Below are 22768 nucleotides of genomic sequence, written 5' to 3'. Positions count from 1 at the left end.
ACCGGATCTTCAACGCGGAACACGCGCTTTTATTGGCGACGTCGTCAGACGTCATTGCCGGGGTTCGCCCATGCATGCAGTTTCCTCCGACAATCTGGCCGACGTGGCCCCGCCGCTCACGCTGGAAGCAGTGCATGCGTTGGCGTGTCCGGTCGATACGCATCTGGATTCGCTGTATCTGTCGCGGCTAGGCGGCTTCGATTTCTGGAAGGGCGATTGGAAAGCACATCGGCGTTCTCCGATCCTCTGGTTGATGTCCAAGACCTCGCCGCGAGGTCGCAACCAACCGCTGATGTACCACGTGAGCGGCCCGGACTTTCTCGCGGGCGGCTATGGCGGTGCGTGTTTCAGCGCCCATGCACTCTGGGAAAACCTCATCGGCGTGCCTTTTCTCGACCCCTGGAAACACTGGGTGGAGCATCGGCGCTATGTCCAGGAGATGGTGGCGGCCAGCGGCGGGCGAATGCGGCTGGCACGCAGCGCCGCCGAGCTCCGCGCGATTCGCGCAGCGGGTCTGTGCAGCGCCATCCTGTCGTTGGAGGGGGCGCACATGCTTGGGCCACGCGGGCACCGCAGCCAGGCGCTGCGGCTGGCGCGTCTGGACAGTGCGGCCAAGGACGGCGCCGCCTATCTGACGCTCAATCATTTCAGCCATACCGACATCTCCCAGGCCGGCTATGCATCGCTCAATCCGTGGCGCGAGAAGAAGGGCGCGGGGCTGACGGCGTTTGGCCGGCAGGTGGTGGAGCGCTGCATCGATGCCGGGCTTCTGGTGGATCTTTCGCATACCTCGAGCCAGGGGATCCTTGACGCTTGCGGCATCTGCATCCGTCGCGACGTGCCGGCCTTCGTCTCGCATGGCGCATCGCGCAGCGTCACGCGTGGTGTGGAAACGCGGCCCTCACGTCACCTGGACCGGGCGCTCGACGATGCGGCGATCCGTGCCATCGTGCAGACCGGTGGCTGCATCAGCGTCATCCTGGCGCCGTACTTCTTGCAACACGCCTATCTGGCCGATGGCACGCCGGACATGGATGCCGATCTTGCCTTTGTCGTTGGGTATTACGAAGCGTTTGCCCGGCAGATTGCCGCCATGGGGATCGTCGAAGATCCATGGAAACACCTGAGTTTCGGCAGCGATTTCGATGGCGGCATTTCCAGTGTGCCGACCGGGATGCGCAGCGGGGCGGATCTGCCCAAGCTCACGCAGGCGATGCTGGATGCCGGTTGGCCCACGCAACGCATCGTGGATGTGTATAGCGGCAATTTTCTGCGGATCTGGGAGCGGGTGCGGCCATAGCGTTGCTACGGCCTGGCTCTGGGACGCTCGGCATGGCCGGTCTTGCACCGCCTGTCGACGCGCACTGACCAGCAGAGGCGGGCGGTGTGGCGTACCGCAGTACAAGGGCGGCAATTTGTCGCAGATGCGACGCCGTGTCGCATCGGGAACGGGCGCGACCGTCCCTATCATGATCGCGTAGCGCAGCAGCGCGCGCGCGATCGCTCGATGCAATGCATTCCGGCGATCGCGCTGCGACCTGCACGCCGACGATCACTTTTTTCCTGGAGGGTTCTCCATGGACGCACTGCTGTTATCGCGGATCCAGTTCGGATTCGTCATTGCGTTCCACGTGTTGTTTCCGGCATTCACCATCGGGCTTTCCAGCCTGCTGGCGTTTCTGGAATGGCGCTGGTTGCGCACGCGTCTGCCGGTCTGGCGCGAGCTGTATTTCTTCTGGCAGAAGATCTTTGCCGTGTCCTTCGGCATGGGCGTGGTCAGCGGCATCGTGATGGCCTTCCAATTTGGGGCCAACTGGCCGGAATTGAGCCGCGTGGCTGGTGGCGTGATCGGGCCACTGCTGAGCTATGAAGTGCTCACCGCGTTCTTTCTGGAAGCCAGTTTCCTGGGCGTGATGATGTTCGGCTGGGGTCGAATTTCCGAGCGCCTGCATTTCCTGGCCACCTGCATGGTGGCGCTGGGCACGCTGTTTTCCACGTTCTGGATTCTTTCGTCCAATAGCTGGTTGCAGACCCCAGCCGGCTATGAGGTCATCGGCGGCGTCGTGCATCCGGTGGACTGGTTGCAGATCATCTTCAATCCCTCGTTCCCGTACCGGCTTGCGCACATGGCGCTTGGCTCGTTCATCACCACCTGCTTCGTGGTGGGTGCAGTGGGCGCGTGGTATCTGCATCGTGGCGTACATCGCCAGGCAGGGCTGCGCATGCTGAAGCTGGCCGTGGTGTTTGCCGCGATCGCCGTACCGCTGCAGATCGTCGTCGGCGACATGCATGGCTTGAACACGCTCAAGCATCAGCCGATGAAGATCGCCGCGATGGAAGCGCACTGGCATGCCGAACAGCCGGGCGAGGGATTCCCGCTGGTGGTGTTTGCCTTGCCCAACGCACAGGCTGAGCGCAACGACTATGAGGTGGCGATTCCGCGCCTGGGTAGCCTGATCCTGACCCATCGCCCGGATGGCAGCATCGCGCCACTGACGTCGGTGCCGGCAAGCGAGCGCCCGCCGGTGACGCCGGTGTTCTTCGCCTTCCGCATCATGGTGGGGATCGGCTCATTGATGCTGCTGGTGGCCTGGGTGTCTGCCTTCGCGTTATGGCGCGGCAAGCTGGTGCAATGGCGCTGGTTGCTGGCGGTCTGGCGCTGGATGTTGCCGAGCGGCTTCATCGCGCTGATTTCCGGCTGGTTCGTCACCGAAATCGGCCGGCAGCCCTATGTGGTCTACGGCTTGTTGCGCACCGCCGATGCGGTGGGCCCGCAGTCTGCGCTGATGACCGCCATCTCGCTGGCGGTGTATGTGGCCGGCTACGCGTTCGTGTTCGGCTGGGGCATCTGGTACCTGGTCAAGATCGGCAAGCAAGGCCCCACCCCACATGCCGACGCGCCGCATCTGGACCATGGCGAACACACGCCCGCACGCCCGCTGTCGGCAGCGGATGCACCGATCGACGGAGCTGCATGATGGAGATGAACAGCGTATTGCCGGTGGCGTGGTTTGCGGTGATCGGCTTCGGGGTGCTGATGTACGTGGTGCTGGACGGCTTCGTGCTCGGCATCGGCATCCTGGCGCCGTTCCGCAAGGACGAAGCGCAGCTGGATCTGATGATGAACACCGCCGCGCCGATCTGGGACGGCAACGAAACCTGGCTGGTGCTTGGCGGGGCAGGGCTGCTGGCCGCATTTCCCAAGGCATATGCGGTGATCTTGTCGGCGCTGTATCTGCCGGTGCTGTTGATGGTGATGGCCTTGGTGTTCCGCGGCGTTGCATTCGAATTCCGTTTCAAGGCGCATCGCTCGCGGCGCTTGTGGAGTAATGCGTTTGCTGCGGGTTCGATCCTGGCCACCTTCGCGCAGGGCGTGATCCTGGGGGCGCTGGTGCAGGGCCTGCCGATCGACAACGACCGCTATGTCGGCGGCATCTGGGGCTGGTTCAGCCCGTTCGCGATGCTGACGGGCGCCGCCTTGGTGTTCGGCTATGCGCTGCTCGGCAGTACTTGGCTGATTCTCAAGACAGAAGGCCACGTGCAGCAGTTGGCGCGGCAGTTGAGCCGACCGTTGACCATCAGCGTGTTGATCTTCATCGGCCTGGTCAGCGCCTGGTTGCCCTCGCTGCAGTCGCATGTGATGGAGCGCTGGTTCAGTGGCACGCACTATCTGTGGCTGATGCCGGTGCCGCTGCTGGTCGCCATCGTGGGAGGGGCGCTATGGCGTGCGAGCGAGGCCGCGCGCTTGGATGCGCTGCCATTCCTGCTGGCGATGGGCCTGTTCGTGCTGGGCTTCTTGGGTCTGGTGCTGGGCATGTGGCCGTATCTGGTGCCGCCGGTCTACACCATCTGGCAGGCTGCCGCGCCGCCGTCTTCGCAACTGTTCGCGATGGTGGGACTGGTCATGCTGCTGCCGCTGATCCTGGGCTACACGGTATGGTCGTACCGCGTATTCCGCGGCAAGATCACCGCTGACACCGGGTATCACCACTGAGGCGCACCGGCCATGTCATGCCGCCATGCCGGCGCAGGGCCGGCGTGGCGCTGCACAACATCAGCGCAGGCGCTGCTTGAACATCCATTCCCACATCGCCGGGTCCGCATAGGTTGCGTCCCAGGCGTTGTGGTTGCCTTGCGGATATTCGCTGTAGCGCACATTGGCCCCGACGCCCTTGGCGGCGCGGTACAGCGCGCGGTCGTCGTGCGGCGGCACCGAATCGTCCTTGGCGCCATGGAACATCCAGATCGGCACGTGCTTGAGTTGCGTCACTGCCGCGGTGTACGGGTCCGCTTCCTTCGCCACCAGGCTCACGTACAAGGTGCGGCGCTCATCGCGCGGTGCCTTGAGTGCGCCGCAGATCGGCACGATCGCCGCAAATCGTTGCGGCTGCATCAGCCCGATTTCCCAGGCGCCATAGCCGCCCATCGAAATGCCGGTGAGGTAGGTGCGCTGCGGGTCGGCAGCGAACTCGGCGCTGGCCGCATCCAGCGCCGCGATTGCCATGCGCGCATTGACGCCCATCCACTCTTCGTCATTGGGCACTTGCGGCAATACGACAAGCGCGGGGAAATCGGCAGTGTGTTCGCTCAAGTAAGGGCCCAGGCCGACTTCGGCCTGATCGCGCCCGTTATCGCCGCGCTCGCCCGAGCCATGCAGGAACAGCACGATGGGCCGCGGCTGCGGCACCTTGGACGCGGGCACGAACACTTGATAGCGGTACAGGCGCCCTTCCAGTTTCAGCGTGCGGGTGACGAAGTGGCCGCGGCGTTCGTCGTGGCGGCGCTCAGCCATGCTGGAACAGCCGGCCAGCAGTAGCGCAAAGGCAATGACAACAAGACAACGACGAATCACGCAGCTCTCCCGACCGATCACATGGGTGCAGTATTACCGCATGCCGGTGCGCTGGCGTGTCGAGGCGAGGCGATTCCTGTCGAATATTCATCTGCTTGTCGTCATCGCATGCATGACACGCTCCAGGCCAGACACCGAAGGTCAGGGCAGCAGGATCAACGTGGCCAGGCCCAGGAAGCTCAAAAAGCCCATCACGTCGGTCAAGGTGGTCAGGATCACGCCACCGGCCAACGCCGGATCGAAGCCCAACCGTTTCAGCGTCACCGGCACCAGCACTCCGCCGAAGGCGGCAGTGAGCATGTTCACCGTCAATGCGGTGCCGATCACCAGCGATAGCATCGGTTGCCGGAACCAGGCCAGCACGATCAAGCCAAGCCCGATGCCCAGGCACAGCCCGTTGATCAGCGCGACGGTGAGCTCTTTCTTGAGCAAGGTCATCACGTTGGACGAGCCGATCTGGCCCAGCGCCAGGCCGCGCACCATCAGGGCCAGCACCTGGGTGCCGGCATTGCCGCCCATGCCGGCAACGATCGGCATCAGCGCCGCAAGCGCCACCAGTTTCTCGATGGTGCCCTCGAACCTGCTGACTACGCTGGACGCCAGAAACGCGGTGCACAGATTGATGCTCAGCCAGATCAGGCGGCGCCGGAATGCGCGCCGTGCCGGGCTGAACATGTCTTCGTCTTCGTCCAGACCGGCCGCGCTCATGGCCTGGTGCTCGGCCTGCTCGCGGATGATGTCGACCACGTCGTCGATGGTGATGCGGCCCAGCAGGATGTTGTTGTCGTCCACCACCGGCGCGGAGATCCAGTCGTGGTCGGAGAAGCGCCGCGCCACTTCGTCCGAACCGTCGCCGACATCGATGGCCGGTTGCTCGTCGTCGATCAGCCGGTTGACCGGCGTGCTGTCTTCGTGGGTGACCAGCGCCGCCAGCGGCACGCGGCCCAGGTATTGGTGGCGCCGGCTCACCACGTACAGATGATCGGTGTGGTCGGGCAGTTCGCCGCGCAGGCGCAGATAGCGCAGCACCACGTCCACATTGACGTCGGCGCGCACGGTGACCACGTCCGGGTTCATCAGACGCCCGGCGGTGTCTTCCGGATACGACAGCACCTGCTCGAGCCGCTCGCGGTTTTCGCGGTCCATCGACTTGAGCACTTCATCGATGACGGTGTCGGGCAGGTCTTCGACCAGGTTGGCCAGATCGTCGATGTCCAGGTCTTCGACCGCCGCCACGATCTCGTCCGGGTCCATGTCGGCCAGCAGGCTTTCGCGCACTTCGTCGCCGACATGCAGCAGCACCTCGCCATCGTCTTCCGGATCGACCAGCCCCCACACCACTTCGCGCTTGCCCGGTGGCAGCGATTCGAGCAGGTTGCCGATTTCCGCCGGCGCCAGCGTATTGACCAACCGGCGTACCGGCCCCAGGCGTCCGCTATCCAGCGCGTCGGACAGCAGGCGTAGCTGGCGCGCGGTTTTGTCGTGGCGAACGGCTTCGGCCATGCGCGGCTTCCCGGAAGAGTGGACGCGCCATCAGTAAAGGACGCGGTGCTGGGCCAGCAAGGCATTATCGCTTGCGCATGGTGACGAAACATACAGGGCCGCTGCGGCGCGTTTGCGCAGGACGTGCGCCGTGGACGCAGCCAAGCCGAGAGAGCTGCTCAAGGTGCATGGAGCGGGACGCGATTGACGATGCAGGCGGCATCTTCGGCGCTTTTCGACAAGGAGGCGATCAACGCGGTGCGAGCGGGCGTGACTGGTGCGCGCAGCAATCGCACTGCCCAAGCGGTGCATGCCGATTCGCGCCACCGTCTGGGCCTGCCTCAGGACTGCGAGCGTGTCGAACGCCGTGCTGAAGGAAACCCAGGTCTTCAAGCATCGGCGGCGCGGCCGGGCGCTGCGTGCCGCAATTACCGCAGCAGCCCCTGCGCATGGCCAGCCAGCCATTTTTCGATGCCCTTGCGATCGCGGGCGCGCAGCAATTTTTCGCCGTGCACGCGCAACTCGCCCAGATGGGTGTCGCGCACCGCGCGGCGCACTTCCAGCAATGTGGCCGGATGCAGGCTGAACTCGGTGAGCCCCAGCGCCAGCAGCATCGGTACGAAACGCGGATCGCCGGCGATTTCACCGCACACCGCGACCGGCTTGCCGTAGGTGCGCCCGGTGGCGATGACCTGCGCGATCAGCCGAAGGACGGCCGGATGCAGGGGCGAGTACAGCTCGCCCAACGCCTCGTTGTTGCGATCCACCGCCAGCAGGTATTGCACCAGGTCGTTGGTGCCGATGGACAGGAAATCGATATCGTCGATGAAGCAGTCCAGCGCCAATGCCGCAGCCGGCACTTCGATCATCGCACCCAGCGGGATGTGCTCGGCGATCTCGTGGCCTTCGGCGCGCAGCTGTGCGGTGAGCTTCTTCAACTGCTTGCGCAGCTGCAGGATTTCTTCGCGGCCGCTGACCATCGGCACCAGGATGCGCACCGGCCCGTAGCCGGACGCACGCAGGATCGCGCGCAATTGCGCCTGCGCCACCGCCGGCCGCGCCAGCGACAGGCGCACGCCGCGCAGACCCAGCGCCGGGTTGTCCTCATCGCTGAGTGTCAGGCCGGTGCGGTCGGCCTTGTCGGCGCCAAGATCCAGGGTGCGGATGGTGACCGGGCGGCCGCTCATGCCCAGCACGGTGTCGCGGTAGGTGTGGAACTGTTCGTCTTCGTCCGGCAGTTCGTTGCGCTGCAGGAACAGGAATTCGGTGCGGTACAAGCCCAGGCCGCTGGCCCCGAGCGCATGCGCGTTGGCCACGTCTTCCAGCGATTCGGCGTTGGCCAGCAGAGTGATATCGACGTTGTCGCGCGTACGCGTGGGCTTGGAGCGTAGCCGGCCCAGCTCGCGCTGTTCCTTGGCAAGCGCACGCAGGCGCTCGCGATAGTCGCGCAGATGTTCGGGCTTGGGGTCGACGATGACCTGGCCCGAGCCGGCATCGACAATCAGCACATCGCCATCTTCGATGCGCTGCAGCGCGTCGCTGACGCCCACCACCAACGGCAGGTGCAGGCTGCGCGCCAGGATCGCGCTGTGCGACAGCGTGCTGCCGGCGGTGGTGACGATGCCGACCACGCCTTGCGCCTGCAGCTGCGCCAGCTCGGAAGGTGCCACGTTGTCGCACACCAGGATTTCGCCGGCCACACCCTTGAGGTCGGGAGCGCGCTTGTGCAAGAACGCATGGATGCGGCCGATCACGTGATCCAGATCGTCCATGCGGCTCTTGAGATACGCATCCTCCATCCCGTCGAACACCGCCGCCAGGCGGTCGCGCTGTACGCGCAAGGCATAGTCGGCGCTGTAACGGTGGGTGCGGATCAGTTCATCCAGGCCTTGCAGCAGCTCGGGGTCATCGAGCAGCAATGCATGCAGCTCGAGAAATTCGCCGACTTCGCGCGCCAGTGCGCCGTGCAGGCGGTCGCGCAGCTGCTGCATCTCGACCCGTGCCGACGCGATGGCGGCATGCAGGCGCTGCAGCTGCGTTTCCACCTGATTGGCGGGCACGCGTTGTTCGGCCACTTCCAGGGTATGGCTCTGGCGCACGCGTGCGCGGCCAAGCGCGTTGCCGCGTGCAGCGCCATGTCCGCGCAGGCGCAGGCTCATGCGCGGCCCTGGCGCAGCGGCGCCGTGTCGGTCGCAACGGCACCGACGCCGCACATGCTCAGCTGTCCTCGTCGAAACGACGCTCGAACAGGTCCACCAGCGCCTGCAAGGCCTCGGCTTCGTCTTCGCCATCCAGCCGCACCACCACGCTGGTGCCCTGGCCTGCGGCCAGCAGCATCACGCCCATGATGCTCTTGGCATTCACCTCGCGCCCCTTGGCCGCCAGGGTGGCGTTGCTGCGATACGACGACAGCGTCTGCACCAGCTTGGCGGTGGCCCGCGCATGCAGTCCGAGTCGGTTGGAAACTATGAGTTCGCGTTCAAGCATCGTCGATGATCGCTCCGTTGCGGGTACCGGCCGCCGCAGTGGCGGGCAGCTCCTGCAATCCTTGTTCGGGGTAGTTCATCACGCGCAGCAGCATCGGCAGGCTCAGTGCGGACACCCGGCGAACCGGGGTGCCCAGCTTGGCCAGACGGTTGGCCAGATTGCTGGGGCTGGCGCCGTACAGGTCGGTCATGACCAGCACGCCGTCGCCGCTGTCGACCCGGCGCATCGCCGACGACGCCTGGGGCAGCAACGCGTCCAGGTCTGCATCGAACGGCACGTCGAATGCTTCGGTCTTCAACGGCAATTGCCGCAACAGCCCCGTCGCCACGTTCAACAACGCTGCGCCGATGCCGGGATGAGTAATGAGGAGAATGCCACAGGCCATGCCGAAACGTTAACAGGTCGGCATGACTGCGCGATAGCGTCTGCCTGCACAGATGCGTTGCGAACTGAATAGCCGTTTAGGACCGCTGCGGCGACGTGGCGGCAGCATGGGTCGCCATCGTGCGCTGCCGACGTGGCGCGATCCGTGGCTTGCGCAGCGTCAGCAGTGCGGCCTGCATGGCAAGCGGGCGCTGCCGTTTCCCTGCAGCGCGCAGGGGCATGTCGCCATGCGTGGCGGAATACCACCGACGCATTGGTGGTGACGGCGCCAACGTGTTGGTGGTGCAGCGTTGCATGGCGCATCGAACGAGAACGCCACGCGATTTTCGGGACGTCGGCGAGCCAGTCGCATCAGCGACAGCGTCGTCGGCCTGTGTAGCGTCCGCCCACGCCAGCCACCGCGCAAGCACTCCAACCTAAGAATAAGGCCAGCGAGCGTGTCGCCCTCAACGTAGGTACAGCACGCTCACCTCGCGGATGCCGCTGCAACGATTCCCGAATCCCGAATCCCGAATCCCAGCCCCTCAGTCCTGCTCGCGATGAAACGTTGCCACTTCCGGCCAGCCTTGTTCGCGCGCATGGCGGGCCATGCGCTCGGCCATGTAGACCGAGCGGTGTTTGCCGCCCGTGCAACCGAAGGCGATGGTCACGTAGCTGCGGGTGTCGTTGCGCAGTCGCGGCAGCCAGGTATCGAGCAGGTCCACGATCTGCGCGCTGTAGCGCTGCACGTCCGCCTCGTTGTCCAGGTAGTCGCGCACGCCGGCATCGCGGCCGGTGAGTGGGCGCAGTTCCGGATCCCAATGCGGATTGGGCAGCACGCGCGCGTCGAACACGAAGTCGGCTTCGGCCGGCACGCCGCGCTTGTAGGCAAACGATTCGAACAGCAGCGACAGCCGGTCATGGGAACCAAGCGCGAACTCGGTGACCACGCGGCGGCGCAATTGATGCACGTTGAGCGTGCTGGTGTCGATGACGGCATCGGCCTGCGTACGCAACGGTTCGGTCAACTGGCGCTCGCGGGTGATCGCTTCCGGCAATGCCAGGCCGAGATGGCTGAGCGGGTGGCGGCGGCGGGTATCGGCATACCGCTTGATCAACGCCTCGTCGCTGGCCTCGAAAAACAGCAATCGCGCCTCGATGCCGTATTCCTGCGCGGCCTGGCGCCACTGCGCCAGCTGGGTCAGGTCGCTGCGGCTGCGCACATCGATGCCCACCGCCAGGCGCTGGTCGCCGATCGGGTTGCCACGCAGACGGCTTTTGACGAAGTCCGGCAGCAGCTCGACCGGCAGATTGTCCGAGCAGTAGTAATCCAGGTCTTCGAAGGTCTTCAGCGCGACCGATTTGCCCGAGCCGGACAGCCCGCTCACGATCATCAGCGTGGAGGGCGCGACACTCATGGCGTACGTCGCTCCAGCAGGTTGCTGTGGCGAGCGATGAACATCGCTGCCGGGTCGATGCCTTTGGTGCGCAGGATGTGCAGCCGGGTCGCTGCTTCGGTCAGCACGGCCAGATTGCGGCCGGGCATCACCGGCAGGGTGATCAGCGGCACGTCCAGGTCCAGCACATGGCGGCTGCCCGAATCGCCGGTCAGACGCTCGTAGCCGGACGGCGTGGGCTCGGTCATCGGCCGGGTCAGGTGCACGATCAGGCGCAGGTACTTGTTTTTCTTCACCGCGGTGTCGCCGAACATGTCGCGCACGTTCAAGACGCCCAGGCCGCGTACTTCCAGCAAATCCTGGAGCAGTTCGGGGCAGGTGCCGTCGAGCACATCGGGCGCGATCTGGGTGAACTCGGGCGCATCGTCGGCCACCAGCCGGTGGCCGCGGCTGAGCAGTTCCAGCGCCAGTTCGCTCTTGCCCGAGCCGGCTTCGCCGGTGATCAGCACGCCGATCGAGTAGATCTCCATGAACACGCCATGCAACGTGACCCGCGGCGCCAGCGTGCGTGCCAGATGGTAGGAGAGATGGTTGAGCAGCTCGTGGCCGCGCTTGGACGAGATCCACAGCGGCGTATTGGATTCGTCCGCCGCCGCACGCAGATCTTCCGGGCATGACTGGTTCTTGCTGATCGCCAGCGCCAGCGGTTGCACCTGGATGATCTTTTCGATGGTTTCCCAGCGCTGCCGCGCATCCAGCGAGTCCAGCCAGGCCAGTTCCTCGGTGCCCAGGATCTGCACCTTGTTGGGATAGATCACATTGAGGTACCCAGCCAGCGACGGGCGCCGCGCGTTGTTGCTGCCGGCCTGGATCTCGCGGTGCTCGCCCTTGGGGCCGGCGACCCAGCGCAGGGCCAGCTTGTCGCGCTGCTGGTCGAACAGTTCGCGTGCGGTGATGCTGGTATTCATGCCGCGCTCGCCTGCGCGGGCGGCATGTCGGCGAGCAGCGCCATCAGGGCATCGGCGTTGGGTGCGGCGCGCAAGTTCCGACGGAAGTCGGCATCGGAAAACCGTTCGGCCAGCTCGGACAGCAGCATCAGGTGCTGGTGGGTGTAGTGCGCCGGCACGGCCATGGCGAAGACCAGGTCCACCGGCTCGTCACCACCGAAGGACACCGGCGTGTCCAGCCGCAGCAAGGCCCCGCGTGGCTCGGTGAGGTTGGGGCAGCGCCCATGCGGAATGGCGATGCCATGGCCAATGGCGGTACTGCCCAGGGCCTCGCGCTCGCACAGGTTGGCGTAGAGCTCGTCGGCGCCGGCCTGACGACAGGAGAGCAGGTCGGCGGCGGCATGCAGGACGGTGTCGCGATCGGCGGCCGGCGACACCACGGTGCGCACGGCCGCCATCAGATCGGTTAAGGGCATGAGGGCATCAAGCGGGAAGCGTCATGCGGGATTGTCGCGCACCTCGCGGGCGTGGTGGTTACATTTCTTCTCTTTGTGCTTGAGGACCAGGCGGTCGAGCTTGTCGACCAGCAGGTCGATGGCCGCATACATGGTGGAGCCGCTGGCATCTGCGTGCAGGGTGCGACCGGGCAGGTTGACGGTGGCGACCACGTGGTGGTCCGGCTTGCGGACGGCCAGCTGCGTTCGGACTTCGCAGTGCTGGTCGAAATGGCGCTGCAGTCGCTGCAGCTTGCTTGCCACGTACTCCCTCAGGGCGGGGGTCACTTCAAGCTGGTGGCCATACGTCTCGATACGCATCGGATACCTCCATTGGTCGGTGGGCCAATGAACCGTTCCGGTGATCCGACAAGCCCGGCGCATGCCGGCGTTGCGGTGGTTGCAACGTCAGGCGATGCGCACGCGTTCGTGGGAGGCGGAAATGTTCATGGCCTCACGATACTTCGCAACGGTGCGCCGCGCCACTGGTACGCCGGATGTTTTCAGCAGATCGGCCAGCTTGGCGTCGGAGAGCGGTTTGCGCGGGTTTTCCGCATCGATCAGGCGCCGGATCATGGCCTGGATGGCGGTGCTGGAGGCCTCGCCGCCGCTGTCGGTGTCGATGCCGGAGGCGAAGAACGAACGCAGCGCGATGGTGCCGCGCGGGGTGCGCACGTATTTGCGGGCGATCGCGCGGGAAATGGTGGATTCGTGCAGCCCGAGCTCGCCCGCGATCTCGCGCAGTGTCAACGGGCGCAAGGCCTGCGCACCGAACTCCAGGAACCCGGCCTGGTGTTCCAGCAGGCAGCGCACCACCCGCAACAGGGTCTCGCCGCGCGCCTCCAGGCTCTTGAGCAGCCAGCGCGCCTCCTGCAACTGGCCACGCAGATAGCCGGCATCGGATTCGCCGCAGCTGCGGATCAGGTTCTCGTAGCCGCGGTGGATGGTGACCTTGGGCTGCGCGCGGCCGGCCAGTGCGGCCCGCCAGACCCCGCGCTGGCGCCAGATCACGCAGTCCGGCACGACATAGGTGTCCTGCGACAGGTCGCCGATCTGTTTGCCCGGGCGCGGGTCCAGCGAACGCACCAGCTGCACCGCCTGTTCCACGTCGGCAGTGGAACGCTTGAGCTCGTGCGCCAGCCCGGCCACACCGCTGCGCGGCAGCCGTTCCAGCGGGCCGGCAACGATCTGCAGCGCCAGCTCGCGGCCGGGGGTGTCCGCATCGAGCACCCCCAGCTGCAGCGCCAGGCATTCGCCCAGCGTGCGCGCGCCCACGCCCACCGGGTCGAAGCGCTGGATCTGATGCAGGACGGTGAGTACGTCGGCCTCGTCGACCGCGGCGCCCAGCGCCAGGGTCTCGAGAATGGCCGACAGCGGTTCGCGCAGGTAGCCGTCTTCGTCGAGCGCGTCGATCAGCATCGCGCCGATCTGGCGGTCGCGCGGCGACAGCGGCGACAGATGCAGCTGCCACAAGAGGTGGTCGGCCAGTGTTTCGGATTCGGCCACGCGCTCTGCCGCGTCGCCGGACTCGTCGTCGTCAAAGCTGCCGCCGCTGCCCGAGCCGGTCCACTGCAGTTCGTCCTGCGACCAATCCTCGTCGCGCTCGGCAGGCGCGACTTCTTCGCGCTGGGGCTGTTCGGTGGACGCGGACGGCGAGGAGTCCACCGCGATGTCGTTGGCCGCATGCGCAGCTTCGTCGGCCCATTCCAGCAGCGGATTGGTTTCCACTGCCTCGGCGATTTCCACTTCCAGCTCGGTGGTGGACATCTGCAATAGCTTGATCGCCTGACGCAATTGCGGCGTCATGACCAACTGCTGTCCTAGCGATGTCTGGAGCCGGGCTTTCATGCGGGCACTGACTGGAAAAAGCGTTGGCGCGGCGACGCGCTCAAAGGCGGAAAGTTTCCCCCAGATACACGCGACGGACGTCGGGATTGGCTAGTAACGTGTCTGGTGCCCCCTGCGCCAGCACGCCTCCCTCGGCGAGGATATACGCGCGGTCGCAGATTCCCAAGGTTTCGCGCACGTTGTGGTCGGTGATCAGGACACCGATGCCGCGCTCCTTGAGGTGGATGATGATGCGCTGGATCTCGCCGACCGAAATCGGGTCCACGCCGGCGAAGGGTTCGTCCAGCAGCATCATGCGCGGCTTGGCCGCCAGCGCGCGTGCGATCTCGCAACGGCGCCGCTCGCCGCCGGAGAGGCTGGCGCCGAGCTGATCGGCCACATGGGTGATCTGCAGTTCTTCCAGCAGCGAGACCAGTTCCTTCTCACGGCCGGCGTTGTCCAGTTCCTCGCGCAGCTCCAGCACCAGGCGGATGTTGTCGGCCACGGTGAGCTTGCGGAAGATCGAGGGCTCCTGCGGCAGGTAGCCGACGCCCAGCTTGGCGCGTGCGTACATCGGCTCGGCAGTGAGGTCGCGGCCATCCAATTCGATACGGCCGGCATCGGCTTCGACCAGGCCCACGATCATGTAGAAGCAGGTGGTCTTGCCGGCGCCGTTGGGGCCGAGCAGGCCCACCACCTCGCCGGCCTCCAGCGTGAGGCCGAACTCCTTGACCACTTCGCGTTGCTTGTACTTCTTGCGCAGACCGGTGGCGACCAGCATTACTTCTTCCCCTGCGGCTTGGCAGCGGGCTTGGCGGCCGGTGTCGGAGCGGGCGTTGCCGCGGCAGGCGCCGGGTTCTTCGGCTGGATGATGGTGCGCACGCGGCTGCCATCGCCGCCGCTCTGCATGTTGCCGGTCTTGGTGTTGTAGACCATGCGCTGGCCGGCGTTGGTGCCCTTGGGCGAATCCACCTTGTAATTGCCGGTCAGGATGATGATCTCATCGGCGACCTTGTATTCGATGTTGTCGGCCTGGCCGTGCATCATGGCGCCGTCGTCCATCTCCTGCTTGAGCGTGGCCTGCTTGCCGTTGAGCACCACGCGATCGGTCTGGCCGTTCTTCTGGAAGATATCGGCGGTGTCGGCGTGGATTTCCAGCGTACCCTGCGTGATCACCACATTGCCGCTGAAACGGCACTTGCCGCTGTCGTCGAGCATGTTGCAATCGTTGGCATTGGAGTCGATCGCCATCGGCTGGTTGCGATCGCTGGTCTTGGCCATTGCCAACGCAGGCAGCAGCAGTGCGGCAAAAGCCAGTTTAGCGGGCAGCATTCGGTTCATATCGGGTCTTGACCTGAGAGAGGAGCTTGTACTGGCGTGATTTGAGGTCGGCTTCGAAGCCGACGCCGCTCTGCATGATACCCGGGCGGGTCATGGTCACTGGCGCGTCGGTCTTGGCAATATTCTGTTGCGGGAACACGTCCAGGCTTTGGGTGCGGAACGTGGTGGGCGGCGTGGCGCCGCCGGTCGGGCTGTCGCCCTCGACATCGCCGCGCAGGCGCAGCTGGGTGCCGTCCGGATTGACCCAGCCGGTCTTGGCGCGCAGGGTCCACGGCAGATTGGCGTTATCGGGCATCAGGAACACCGGTGTGGTGATGTCAGCGGTCTGGTCGGCCCGGTTGCGATGCATCTCCGGCGCGCGCAGCGTCATCGACTCCTTGCCGCTCTGCTTGTCCAGGGCAATCAGCTCGAAGTCGCGCAGGATGTAGTCGGCGCCGGACTCCTGCACGGCCGCGGCGGCTGGGCGCGCGCGCTGTTTCCAGGCCGACCAGCCGGAAATCACGGCGGCGACGAACAGCACCACGCCCAGGGTGGTGCGCCAGTTCCAATTCATGCCGAAAACCCTTCGATGATGCGTTCGACCTGGCCTTGTGCGGCCAGCACCACATCGCAGACTTCGCGCGCGGCGCCTTCGCCGCCACGGGCGCGGGTCTGCCACTGCACGCGCTCGGCAATCCATGGATGCGCGTTGGCCGGCGCCACCGGCAGGCCGACCGCGAGCAGGGCGGGCAGGTCGGGCAGGTCATCGCCCATGAACAGCACCTGGTCCAGCGACAGGCCGTGCTCCTGGCACAGCGCCAGCACTGCCAGGCGCTTGTTCTTCACCCCAATCTGCACATGCAGGCCCAGATCCTGGCCGCGCTTTTCCGCCGACAGGCTGGCGCGCGCGGTGATCAGCGCGACCTGGATGCCGGCGTGGTCGAGCTGCTTCAGACCCTGGCCGTCGAGCACGTTGAAGGCTTTGCTCTCGTTGCCGGCATGGTCGTAGTACAGGCGACCGTCGGTCAGGGTGCCGTCGACGTCGAAACAGGCCAGGCGGACGCGCGCGGCGCGCTCGATCAGCTCGGCGGGAAGGTGCTGCAAAGGGGAATAGGGCATCGGCACGAATCGGTGAGAACGGGGTCCGGCGGTTGAAAACTGAACCTGTTAAACCACCTTGGCGCGCAACAGGTCGTGAATGTTCAATGCGCCCACCGCGCGGTGCTGCGCATCGACCACGATCAGGCCGTTGATCTTGTAGTCCTCCATCAGCCGCGCGGCCTCGGCGGCCAGCTGGTCGGCGCCGATGGTGCGCGGGTTGCGCGTCATCACCTGCGCGATGCCGGCGCTGCGCACGTCGATGTCGCTGTCCAGCGCGCGGCGCAGGTCGCCGTCGGTGAACAGGCCGATCAGACGGTCGTCGGCGTCCACCACGGCAGTCATGCCCAGCCGCTTGCGGCTCATTTCCATCAACGCCTCGCTCAGGCTGGCGTCTTCGCGCACACGCGGCAGGTCCTCGCCAGCGTGCATCACATCGGTGATGTGCAGCAGCAGGCGCCGTCCCAGGCTGCCGGCAGGATGCGAGCGCGCGAAGTCGTCGGCGGTGAAGCCGCGCGCATCCAGCAGCGCGACTGCGAGCGCATCGCCCATCGCCAACGAGGCGGTGGTGCTGGAGGTGGGGGCCAGATGCAGCGGGCAGGCTTCGGCCGACACGCTGACGTCCAGGTGCACGTCGGCGGCCTGGGCCAGGGTGGAACCGGTGCGGCCGGTCATGGCGATGATCGGGTTGCCCTGGCGCTTGAGCACCGGCAGCAGCATGCGCACCTCGTCCGATTCCCCGGAGTACGACAGCGCCAGCACGATGTCGGCCTCGGTGATCATGCCCAGGTCGCCGTGTCCGGCTTCGCCCGGGTGCACGAAGAATGCCGGCGTGCCGGTCGAGGCGAGGGTGGCGGCGATCTTGCGCGCCACATGGCCGGACTTGCCCATTCCGGTGGCGACCACCCGTCCGCGCGAGGCCAGCACCAGCCGGCAGGCCGCGGCGAACTCGCTGCCGATGCGTGCGCCCACGCTGGCCAGCGCCTCGCGCTCGATCTGCAGCACGCGCTGGCCGCTGGCGACCAGGCTGGCGTCGCTGACGGTGGCGGAGGGCAGGGGCGAGACAGCCATGCAGGACTCGGGTGAAGAGTAGAATGTGCGCTCATTTTATGAGGAAACGCCCTTTGGACGCCGAAACCATCCGTAAACTCATCGAATCCGGCTTGCCCGAAGCCCGCGTCGACGTGCACGGCGACGACGGCGTGCACTTCGAGGCCACCGTGGTCAGCCCTGCATTCGTCGGCAAGCCACCACTGGCGCGGCACCGCATGGTCTATGCGACCCTGGGCGAGCTGATGGGCGGGGCGATCCACGCGCTGCAGCTGAAGACGCTGACGCCCGAAGAAGGCTGAACGCAGCCGCCGAGCGGGCTGGGCCGGAGCGGTGCGCAGCACGGGGGCGGGAAGCAGGATGCACCTGCATCGCCTCGGCCGGCGTCGTCCACGCCCACGCAATGATTGCGTCCAGCGCGTCCCGGGCCATATCCGGCGCGGCTCGATCCCCCGGTTCCACCGCGCGCCGCGTGCGCCACGATCGATACGCGCCTTATTTCATTCCCGACATCCCTTCTACTTTCGGATTTCTCAGATTCCCATGGCAAAAATCGTAGTGACCGGCGGCCAAGCGCTGCATGGCGAAGTCAATATTTCCGGCGCCAAGAACGCAGTGCTGCCGATCCTGTGCGCGACCCTGCTGGCCGACGCGCCGGTGGAAATCAGCAACGTGCCGCACCTGCACGACGTGATCACCACGGTGAAGCTGCTCAGCGAGCTTGGCGCGGAGGTCACCATCGACGAAGGCACGCTGGCCAAGGGCCGTTCGATCCTGGTCGACCCGCGCTCGGTCACCCATCAGGTTGCGCCGTACGAGCTGGTCAAGACCATGCGTGCCTCGATTCTGGTGTTGGGCCCGCTGCTGGCGCGCTACGGCACTGCCGAAGTGTCGCTGCCCGGCGGTTGCGCGATCGGTTCGCGCCCGGTGGACCAGCACATCAAGGGCCTGCAGGCACTGGGTGCCGACATCAGCGTGGAAAATGGCTACATCAAGGCCACCAGCCACGGGCGCCTGAAGGGCGGCCGCTATGTGTTCGATATGGTCAGCGTCACCGGCACCGAGAACGTGCTGATGGCCGCGGTGCTCGCCGAGGGCACCACGGTGCTGGAAAACGCGGCGATGGAGCCGGAAGTCACCGACCTGGCCGACTGTCTGATCGCACTCGGTGCGCAGATCGAAGGCGCCGGCACTCCACGCATCGTGGTGCAGGGCGTCGAGCGGCTGGGCGGCGGGCACCATGCGGTGCTGCCGGACCGCATCGAAACCGGCACCTTCCTGGTCGCCGCGGCGATGACCGGCGGCAGCGTCACCGTGCGCCGCGCGCGCCCGGAAACGCTGGATGCAGTGCTGGACAAGCTGACCGAGGCCGGCGCCACCATCACCACCACCGCCGACAGCATCACGCTGGACATGCAGGGCAAGCGTCCGCGCGCAGTCAGCCTGACCACTGCGCCGTACCCGGCGTTTCCCACCGACATGCAGGCGCAATTCATGGCGCTCAACTGCGTGGCCGATGGGGTGGGCGTGATCAACGAAACCATCTTCGAAAACCGCTTCATGCACGTCAACGAGCTGCTGCGCCTGGGCGCGGATATCCAGGTCGAAGGCCACACTGCCATCGTGCGCGGTTCCGAACGCCTGAGCGGCGCGCCAGTGATGGCGACCGACCTGCGCGCATCGGCGTCGCTGATCCTGGCAGGCCTGGTCGCCGATGGCGACACCACCATCGATCGCATCTACCACCTGGACCGTGGCTACGAAAACATCGAGGAGAAGCTGGGGGCGCTGGGCGCGACCATCCAGCGCACCGCATGATCCTGCGCGGCCGTTTCACCACCCGGCGCAAGATCCTGCTCGGCGTGATCGTGCTGATCCTGGCGTGGCTGGCCTATGCCTGGAGCGTGGGCATGGCCATCACCCAGGGCGTGGAGTTCAAGGACATGGACTGGAACAACGACGGCACTGCCAGCCGCGAAGAGATCGCGCAGTCGTTCTACGCGGTGGCGGTAAAGAAGACTGTCGAAGGCAAGCGCCATTGCGACCTGTTCTATTGGCGCAGCACCGGCGAGCAGATCCGCGTGGACTGCCGCACGGTGTTCAGCACCGGCGATGGCAAGGCCGCGGGTAAGCCCTGAGAGGTCGCAGCTCGGCCTGGCTCCGACCGGTGCATGAAGAGCGGCTGAGCTGCGGCTTGGCTGCAGGGTCCTCGCCCGCCCACCATCGCGGGACACGCCGCAAGTACGTCCGTGTAGGCTCTTATGCGGCATCCATGCCGCATAAGGTCCCGCGACGGTAGGCGGGCAAGGACCAGTCACGATGGTCGGGGTGCGCAGTCTCAACCAAACAACACTCAGCGCGCTGGCGTGGCGTCTTGGTTCTTCAATCGAGGCGCACGCAAGAGGTTTGAGGCGGTGTCCTCACCGTGCCTTCAACCGGCCGTTGCTGCTCTCGCTTTCAACAGAGCAGCCCGCGAACTGCCTGGTGCGGTGTCCTCGCCGCTTGCGGGACCGTGTGGCGGCATGGATGCCGCCACCGAGCCTCCACGGACGGATTCACGGCGTGTCCCGCGAGCGGTGAGGGCACCGCGCATTCGGTTCACCACGCTTCAGAATGGCTATTGGCGGGTTGCCGGCTCAATAGTGGCTCCCAGTAGCGCACCGCAGCGCATTCCTGGGCACGCTCGATCAGGCACAAACGCTCAGCGCAGCGACTTGATGGTCAGGTCCAGCGCATCCTGGCCCTTTTCCTTCTGCAGCAGGCGCGCCGGTACCGGCAGGTCCTTGACCACCCACGCAATCAATTCCTTGTCGCCGTCCACGCGCGAGACCTTGGTGGCCTGCTCCTGCTTGCCGTTGACGGTGATGGTTTCCTTGCCGACCACCTTATAGCTCATCGGCTTGATGCGGCCTTCGTCCACCATGCGGTAGTTCAGTGGTTTGCCGGCGGCCAGATCGCGGGTGATGGCCAGGTTGATCAGCAGCGCGTCCATGTCGCCGGGCTGCAGTTTCACCGGCCCGCGGCGGTCCGGCTTGATGTCGCCGCCCCAGGTCGCCTGACTGGTCTTCCAGTCGTAGTTGGCGGTGACATTACGGCGCTTGACCATCATCGATGAGGTGTCGTTGCTGCTGACCGGGCGCAGTTGGCCATTTGCTTCTTCGAACACCGTGCTCTGGGTCAGGTTGGCCAGCTGGTTCTGGATGGTCAGCGTATAGCGCCACTGGTTGGCGCCGGCAGCGGCCAGGGTCATGGTGCCATTGGCTTGCATGCCCATATAGTTGGCCGAGTAGTCGGCCTGGAATGGCTGCATGGCCAAGGCAGGCAGACTGGCCAAGGCCAATGCGGCGGCGGCAACGATGGCGCTGGGACGGGGGAGGGTTTTCATCGATCAGGCTCCTTGGTATTCGACCAGGCGTAGATCGACCTGATCCTCACCTTTGTCACGTTGGAGGATGCGCACCGGGGTGGGGACCCCGTTGGCGATCCAGAGGATGGTTTCGTTGTCGCCACCGTTGACGCGGTACACGCGCAACGCGTCGTAGCTCAGATCGCCCACCTGCACCACCTCGGTGGCGTCGGCTGCGCGGTAGTCGTATTTGCGCACCTTGCCTACGTCGACATAGCGATAGCTGAGGTTGCGCCCGGGTTGCGCGTCGCGCATCAGCGACAGGTTCAGCGACAACGCGCTTTGGTCGCCGTGCTGCAAGGGGATCGGCTGCTGGCGATCTTCCTTCAGATCACCGTTCCACTGCGCTGTGCCGGCCTGCCAGTTGTAGACGCCGGTGACCTTCTTGCCGAAGAACACTGCCTTGCGCACCGTGCTCTGGCTTAGCGGCACATATGTGTCGCCGTCCACGCGGAACACCGTGCTCTGCTCCAGGTTCAGGCCCAGGATGCTGGCGAAGCCCTTGCGGCCACGCACCGACATGTCGATGCGCCACTGGCTACCCTCGCCGTGGCTGACCTGCATGGTGGCATCGCCTGCTTCCTTGCCACGGTAGAACGCCTGGTAGGTCGCCACGAACGGTTCCAGTGGCGGCGGTGTCCAGGTGCTGGCGGGCAGGGCTGCGGGCGGTGTCGGCGCGGCGCCTGGAGTTGTGACCGGAACGGGCGCCGCTGGCACAGGCGCGGCGGGCGCCTGCTGCGCACGGCCGGGGCCGGCCTCGGTCAGCAAGGCGACAGTTAACAGCGCGGCGGCGATCGGGATGACGTTCATGCGCTGGTGGCGGGCACGGAGGCCGCAAGGATGTCCGAGACGGGATGAGGGGGATGTCTTCCGCATTCAGGCGAGTGCGGTGTTTGCGGACTCTAGTCGCAGTGGCGTAAACAGGCACTGACCGTCGATAAGTACGGTGTCGCCGTGCACCGCGACGCGGCCACTGGCAAGCAGCTCCAGCGTGGCCAGGAGCAGCGGGTGCTCGCGCGCCAGCACCCGCGTGGCCAGTTGTTCGGCACTGTCGCCGGGCAGGACCGGCACGCGTGCCTGCGCGATCACCGCGCCGGCATCCAGCTCCGGCACCACCAGATGCACGCTGGCGCCATGCTCTGCATCGCCGGCTTCCAGCGCGCGCGCGTGCGTGTGCAGGCCGCGGTATTTGGGTAGCAGCGAGGGGTGGATGTTGAGCATGCGCCCGGCGAAACGGCGCACCAACGGCTCACCCAGGATGCGCATATAGCCGGCGCAGATCACCCAGTCCGGCTGCGTGGCGGCGATGGCATCGCCCAGCGCGGCATCGAAGGCGGCGCGGTCGGCGAAATCGCGCGGGCTGGCGCTCCAGCGACGCGCCGGCTCGACTTTCTGCAAGGCCGGCGCCTGCGGGCGATCGGAAAATACGCCGACCACCTCGGCATGCAGGCGTCCGCTGGCGATCGCATCCAGGATGGCCTGCAGGTTGCTGCCGCGGCCGGAGGCCAGCACGGCCAGGCGCAATGGGGCCTCAGGTGCGGGCATTGGAGAGTAGGCTCACAAACGTCTCAAACCGCAGCGTTGCCGGCACCGAACAGAGCCTTCACCTGCGGACGCAGCAGCACCACCAGCGTAAACACACCGACGACGGTGCCGAACGGCATGAACGAGCAGGAGATGCCGGCCACGATCAGGCACAACAGATGCCGCCTGCGCTGGGCGATGCAACGGCCGGCATAGGCGATGAACCCCGCCAGCGTCAGGCCGCAGCAGATAAATGCTGCCGCGAACACCACGAAAAACCAGCCGAACCAGCGTGGGTCCATTGGCGGCGCGTCTGGGCTGGCGCTCTCCATGGGCAGATGGCCAGTCACGATGGCAAGGCCCATGAACAGATGGATCAACGGAAACAACGAAAACAACCCGGTGATGCCGGCCAGCACGTAGTGGAAGATCGACAGCAGCTTGAGCTGCTGCAGATCTTCAGCGCTGGCAGTGGCAGTGGCAGTGGCAGTGGCAGGGCTGGCGATCGGGGACGCGTCCAT

At 65.8% G+C, this 22768-nt stretch carries 25 protein-coding genes; 6 read left to right on the top strand and 19 right to left on the bottom strand.

Going from position 1 to position 22768, the window contains the following annotated elements; all coding sequences use genetic code 11:
- Positions 1-70 precede the first annotated feature (70 nt).
- From ACDH77_RS14305 to cydB, 3 genes are all read left to right on the top strand, one after another.
- The gene (locus tag ACDH77_RS14305; RefSeq protein WP_372353513.1) at positions 71-1300 is read left to right on the top strand and encodes a dipeptidase; all 1230 of its coding nucleotides are present in this window, start codon (positions 71-73) and stop codon (positions 1298-1300) included.
- A gap of 277 nt (positions 1301-1577) precedes the next feature.
- On the top strand, positions 1578-2978 hold the full coding sequence (locus ACDH77_RS14300) for a cytochrome ubiquinol oxidase subunit I (protein WP_122272505.1): 1401 nt from the start codon (positions 1578-1580) through the stop codon (positions 2976-2978).
- Positions 2978-3994, top strand: a complete 1017-nt coding sequence (cydB, locus tag ACDH77_RS14295) for a cytochrome d ubiquinol oxidase subunit II (protein WP_209261411.1) — start codon at positions 2978-2980, stop codon at positions 3992-3994. The genes ACDH77_RS14300 and cydB overlap by 1 nt, the downstream gene beginning before the upstream one ends.
- Positions 3995-4054: 60 nt before the next feature.
- Here the strand turns inward: cydB and ACDH77_RS14290 are convergent, their stop codons facing one another.
- The 15 genes from ACDH77_RS14290 to ACDH77_RS14220 all read right to left on the bottom strand — a co-directional run bounded on the left by ACDH77_RS14290 (position 4055) and on the right by ACDH77_RS14220 (position 17338).
- Positions 4055-4792, bottom strand: a complete 738-nt coding sequence (locus tag ACDH77_RS14290) for a prolyl oligopeptidase family serine peptidase (RefSeq protein ID WP_228729624.1) — start codon at positions 4790-4792, stop codon at positions 4055-4057.
- 201 nt (positions 4793-4993) lie between these two features.
- Positions 4994-6355, bottom strand: a complete 1362-nt coding sequence (gene mgtE, locus ACDH77_RS14285; RefSeq protein WP_003487859.1) for a magnesium transporter — start codon at positions 6353-6355, stop codon at positions 4994-4996.
- A 407-nt stretch (positions 6356-6762) separates the two neighbouring features.
- Positions 6763-8493: a phosphoenolpyruvate--protein phosphotransferase gene (gene ptsP, locus ACDH77_RS14280; protein WP_014090700.1), complete on the bottom strand. Its 1731-nt coding sequence runs from the start codon at positions 8491-8493 to the stop codon at positions 6763-6765.
- A 58-nt stretch (positions 8494-8551) separates the two neighbouring features.
- Entirely contained in the window at positions 8552-8821 is a 270-nt protein-coding gene (locus ACDH77_RS14275; RefSeq protein ID WP_005913389.1) for an HPr family phosphocarrier protein, read from the bottom strand.
- Entirely contained in the window at positions 8814-9206 is a 393-nt protein-coding gene (locus ACDH77_RS14270; protein ID WP_003487850.1) for a PTS sugar transporter subunit IIA, read from the bottom strand. Before ACDH77_RS14270 ends, ACDH77_RS14275 begins: the two co-directional genes overlap by 8 nt.
- A gap of 523 nt (positions 9207-9729) precedes the next feature.
- Positions 9730-10602, bottom strand: a complete 873-nt coding sequence (rapZ, locus tag ACDH77_RS14265; protein ID WP_008572674.1) for an RNase adapter RapZ — start codon at positions 10600-10602, stop codon at positions 9730-9732.
- Positions 10599-11549, bottom strand: coding sequence for an HPr(Ser) kinase/phosphatase (gene hprK / locus ACDH77_RS14260; RefSeq protein WP_003487845.1), 951 nt, complete (start codon positions 11547-11549; stop codon positions 10599-10601). The genes rapZ and hprK overlap by 4 nt, the downstream gene beginning before the upstream one ends.
- Positions 11546-12004, bottom strand: coding sequence for a PTS sugar transporter subunit IIA (locus tag ACDH77_RS14255; protein WP_122272508.1), 459 nt, complete (start codon positions 12002-12004; stop codon positions 11546-11548). Before ACDH77_RS14255 ends, hprK begins: the two co-directional genes overlap by 4 nt.
- Positions 12005-12025: 21 nt before the next feature.
- Positions 12026-12343, bottom strand: coding sequence for a ribosome hibernation-promoting factor, HPF/YfiA family (gene hpf / locus ACDH77_RS14250; RefSeq protein ID WP_005913379.1), 318 nt, complete (start codon positions 12341-12343; stop codon positions 12026-12028).
- Between the two features lie 87 nt (positions 12344-12430).
- Complete coding sequence (locus tag ACDH77_RS14245; RefSeq protein WP_372353512.1) at positions 12431-13828, bottom strand: RNA polymerase factor sigma-54; 1398 nt, start codon at positions 13826-13828, stop codon at positions 12431-12433.
- 82 nt (positions 13829-13910) lie between these two features.
- On the bottom strand, positions 13911-14630 hold the full coding sequence (gene lptB, locus ACDH77_RS14240; protein ID WP_008572666.1) for an LPS export ABC transporter ATP-binding protein: 720 nt from the start codon (positions 14628-14630) through the stop codon (positions 13911-13913).
- Positions 14630-15190 (bottom strand): lipopolysaccharide transport periplasmic protein LptA, encoded by a 561-nt coding sequence (gene lptA, locus ACDH77_RS14235; RefSeq protein WP_011348149.1) that lies wholly within the window; start codon positions 15188-15190, stop codon positions 14630-14632. Before lptA ends, lptB begins: the two co-directional genes overlap by 1 nt.
- A complete protein-coding gene (lptC, locus tag ACDH77_RS14230) occupies positions 15168-15743 on the bottom strand; it encodes an LPS export ABC transporter periplasmic protein LptC (protein WP_008572662.1) in 576 nt (191 codons plus the stop codon). The genes lptA and lptC overlap by 23 nt, the downstream gene beginning before the upstream one ends.
- Positions 15740-16288, bottom strand: a complete 549-nt coding sequence (locus ACDH77_RS14225; protein ID WP_008572659.1) for a KdsC family phosphatase — start codon at positions 16286-16288, stop codon at positions 15740-15742. Before ACDH77_RS14225 ends, lptC begins: the two co-directional genes overlap by 4 nt.
- Positions 16289-16336: 48 nt before the next feature.
- Positions 16337-17338, bottom strand: coding sequence for a KpsF/GutQ family sugar-phosphate isomerase (locus ACDH77_RS14220; RefSeq protein WP_008572656.1), 1002 nt, complete (start codon positions 17336-17338; stop codon positions 16337-16339).
- A 53-nt stretch (positions 17339-17391) separates the two neighbouring features.
- On the opposite strand from ACDH77_RS14220, the gene ACDH77_RS14215 reads away from it, so the two are divergent.
- The 3 genes from ACDH77_RS14215 (at position 17392) to ACDH77_RS14205 (ending at position 19455) form a co-directional block, all read left to right on the top strand.
- Positions 17392-17619: a BolA family protein gene (locus ACDH77_RS14215; protein ID WP_014090695.1), complete on the top strand. Its 228-nt coding sequence runs from the start codon at positions 17392-17394 to the stop codon at positions 17617-17619.
- A gap of 241 nt (positions 17620-17860) precedes the next feature.
- Positions 17861-19135: a UDP-N-acetylglucosamine 1-carboxyvinyltransferase gene (gene murA, locus ACDH77_RS14210; RefSeq protein ID WP_031423607.1), complete on the top strand. Its 1275-nt coding sequence runs from the start codon at positions 17861-17863 to the stop codon at positions 19133-19135.
- Complete coding sequence (locus ACDH77_RS14205; protein WP_031423605.1) at positions 19132-19455, top strand: hypothetical protein; 324 nt, start codon at positions 19132-19134, stop codon at positions 19453-19455. The genes murA and ACDH77_RS14205 overlap by 4 nt, the downstream gene beginning before the upstream one ends.
- A 563-nt stretch (positions 19456-20018) precedes the next feature.
- Here the strand turns inward: ACDH77_RS14205 and ACDH77_RS14200 are convergent.
- The 4 genes from ACDH77_RS14200 to ACDH77_RS14185 form a co-directional block, all read right to left on the bottom strand.
- Positions 20019-20702: a DUF3108 domain-containing protein gene (locus tag ACDH77_RS14200; protein ID WP_008572650.1), complete on the bottom strand. Its 684-nt coding sequence runs from the start codon at positions 20700-20702 to the stop codon at positions 20019-20021.
- 3 nt (positions 20703-20705) lie between these two features.
- Positions 20706-21533 (bottom strand): DUF3108 domain-containing protein, encoded by an 828-nt coding sequence (locus tag ACDH77_RS14195; protein ID WP_008572646.1) that lies wholly within the window; start codon positions 21531-21533, stop codon positions 20706-20708.
- Between the two features lie 66 nt (positions 21534-21599).
- Positions 21600-22268: a phosphoribosylglycinamide formyltransferase gene (gene purN / locus ACDH77_RS14190; RefSeq protein WP_031423600.1), complete on the bottom strand. Its 669-nt coding sequence runs from the start codon at positions 22266-22268 to the stop codon at positions 21600-21602.
- A 23-nt stretch (positions 22269-22291) separates the two neighbouring features.
- Entirely contained in the window at positions 22292-22768 is a 477-nt protein-coding gene (locus tag ACDH77_RS14185) for a hypothetical protein (protein ID WP_372353511.1), read from the bottom strand.

Origin of the sequence: Xanthomonas axonopodis pv. maculifoliigardeniae, from assembly GCF_041519315.1 — a bacterium.
In the GTDB taxonomy this organism is placed as follows: domain Bacteria; phylum Pseudomonadota; class Gammaproteobacteria; order Xanthomonadales; family Xanthomonadaceae; genus Xanthomonas; species Xanthomonas euvesicatoria.
The sequence above is the reverse complement of the archived record's forward strand: the minus strand, read 5'-3'. Positions and strand labels throughout refer to the sequence as shown.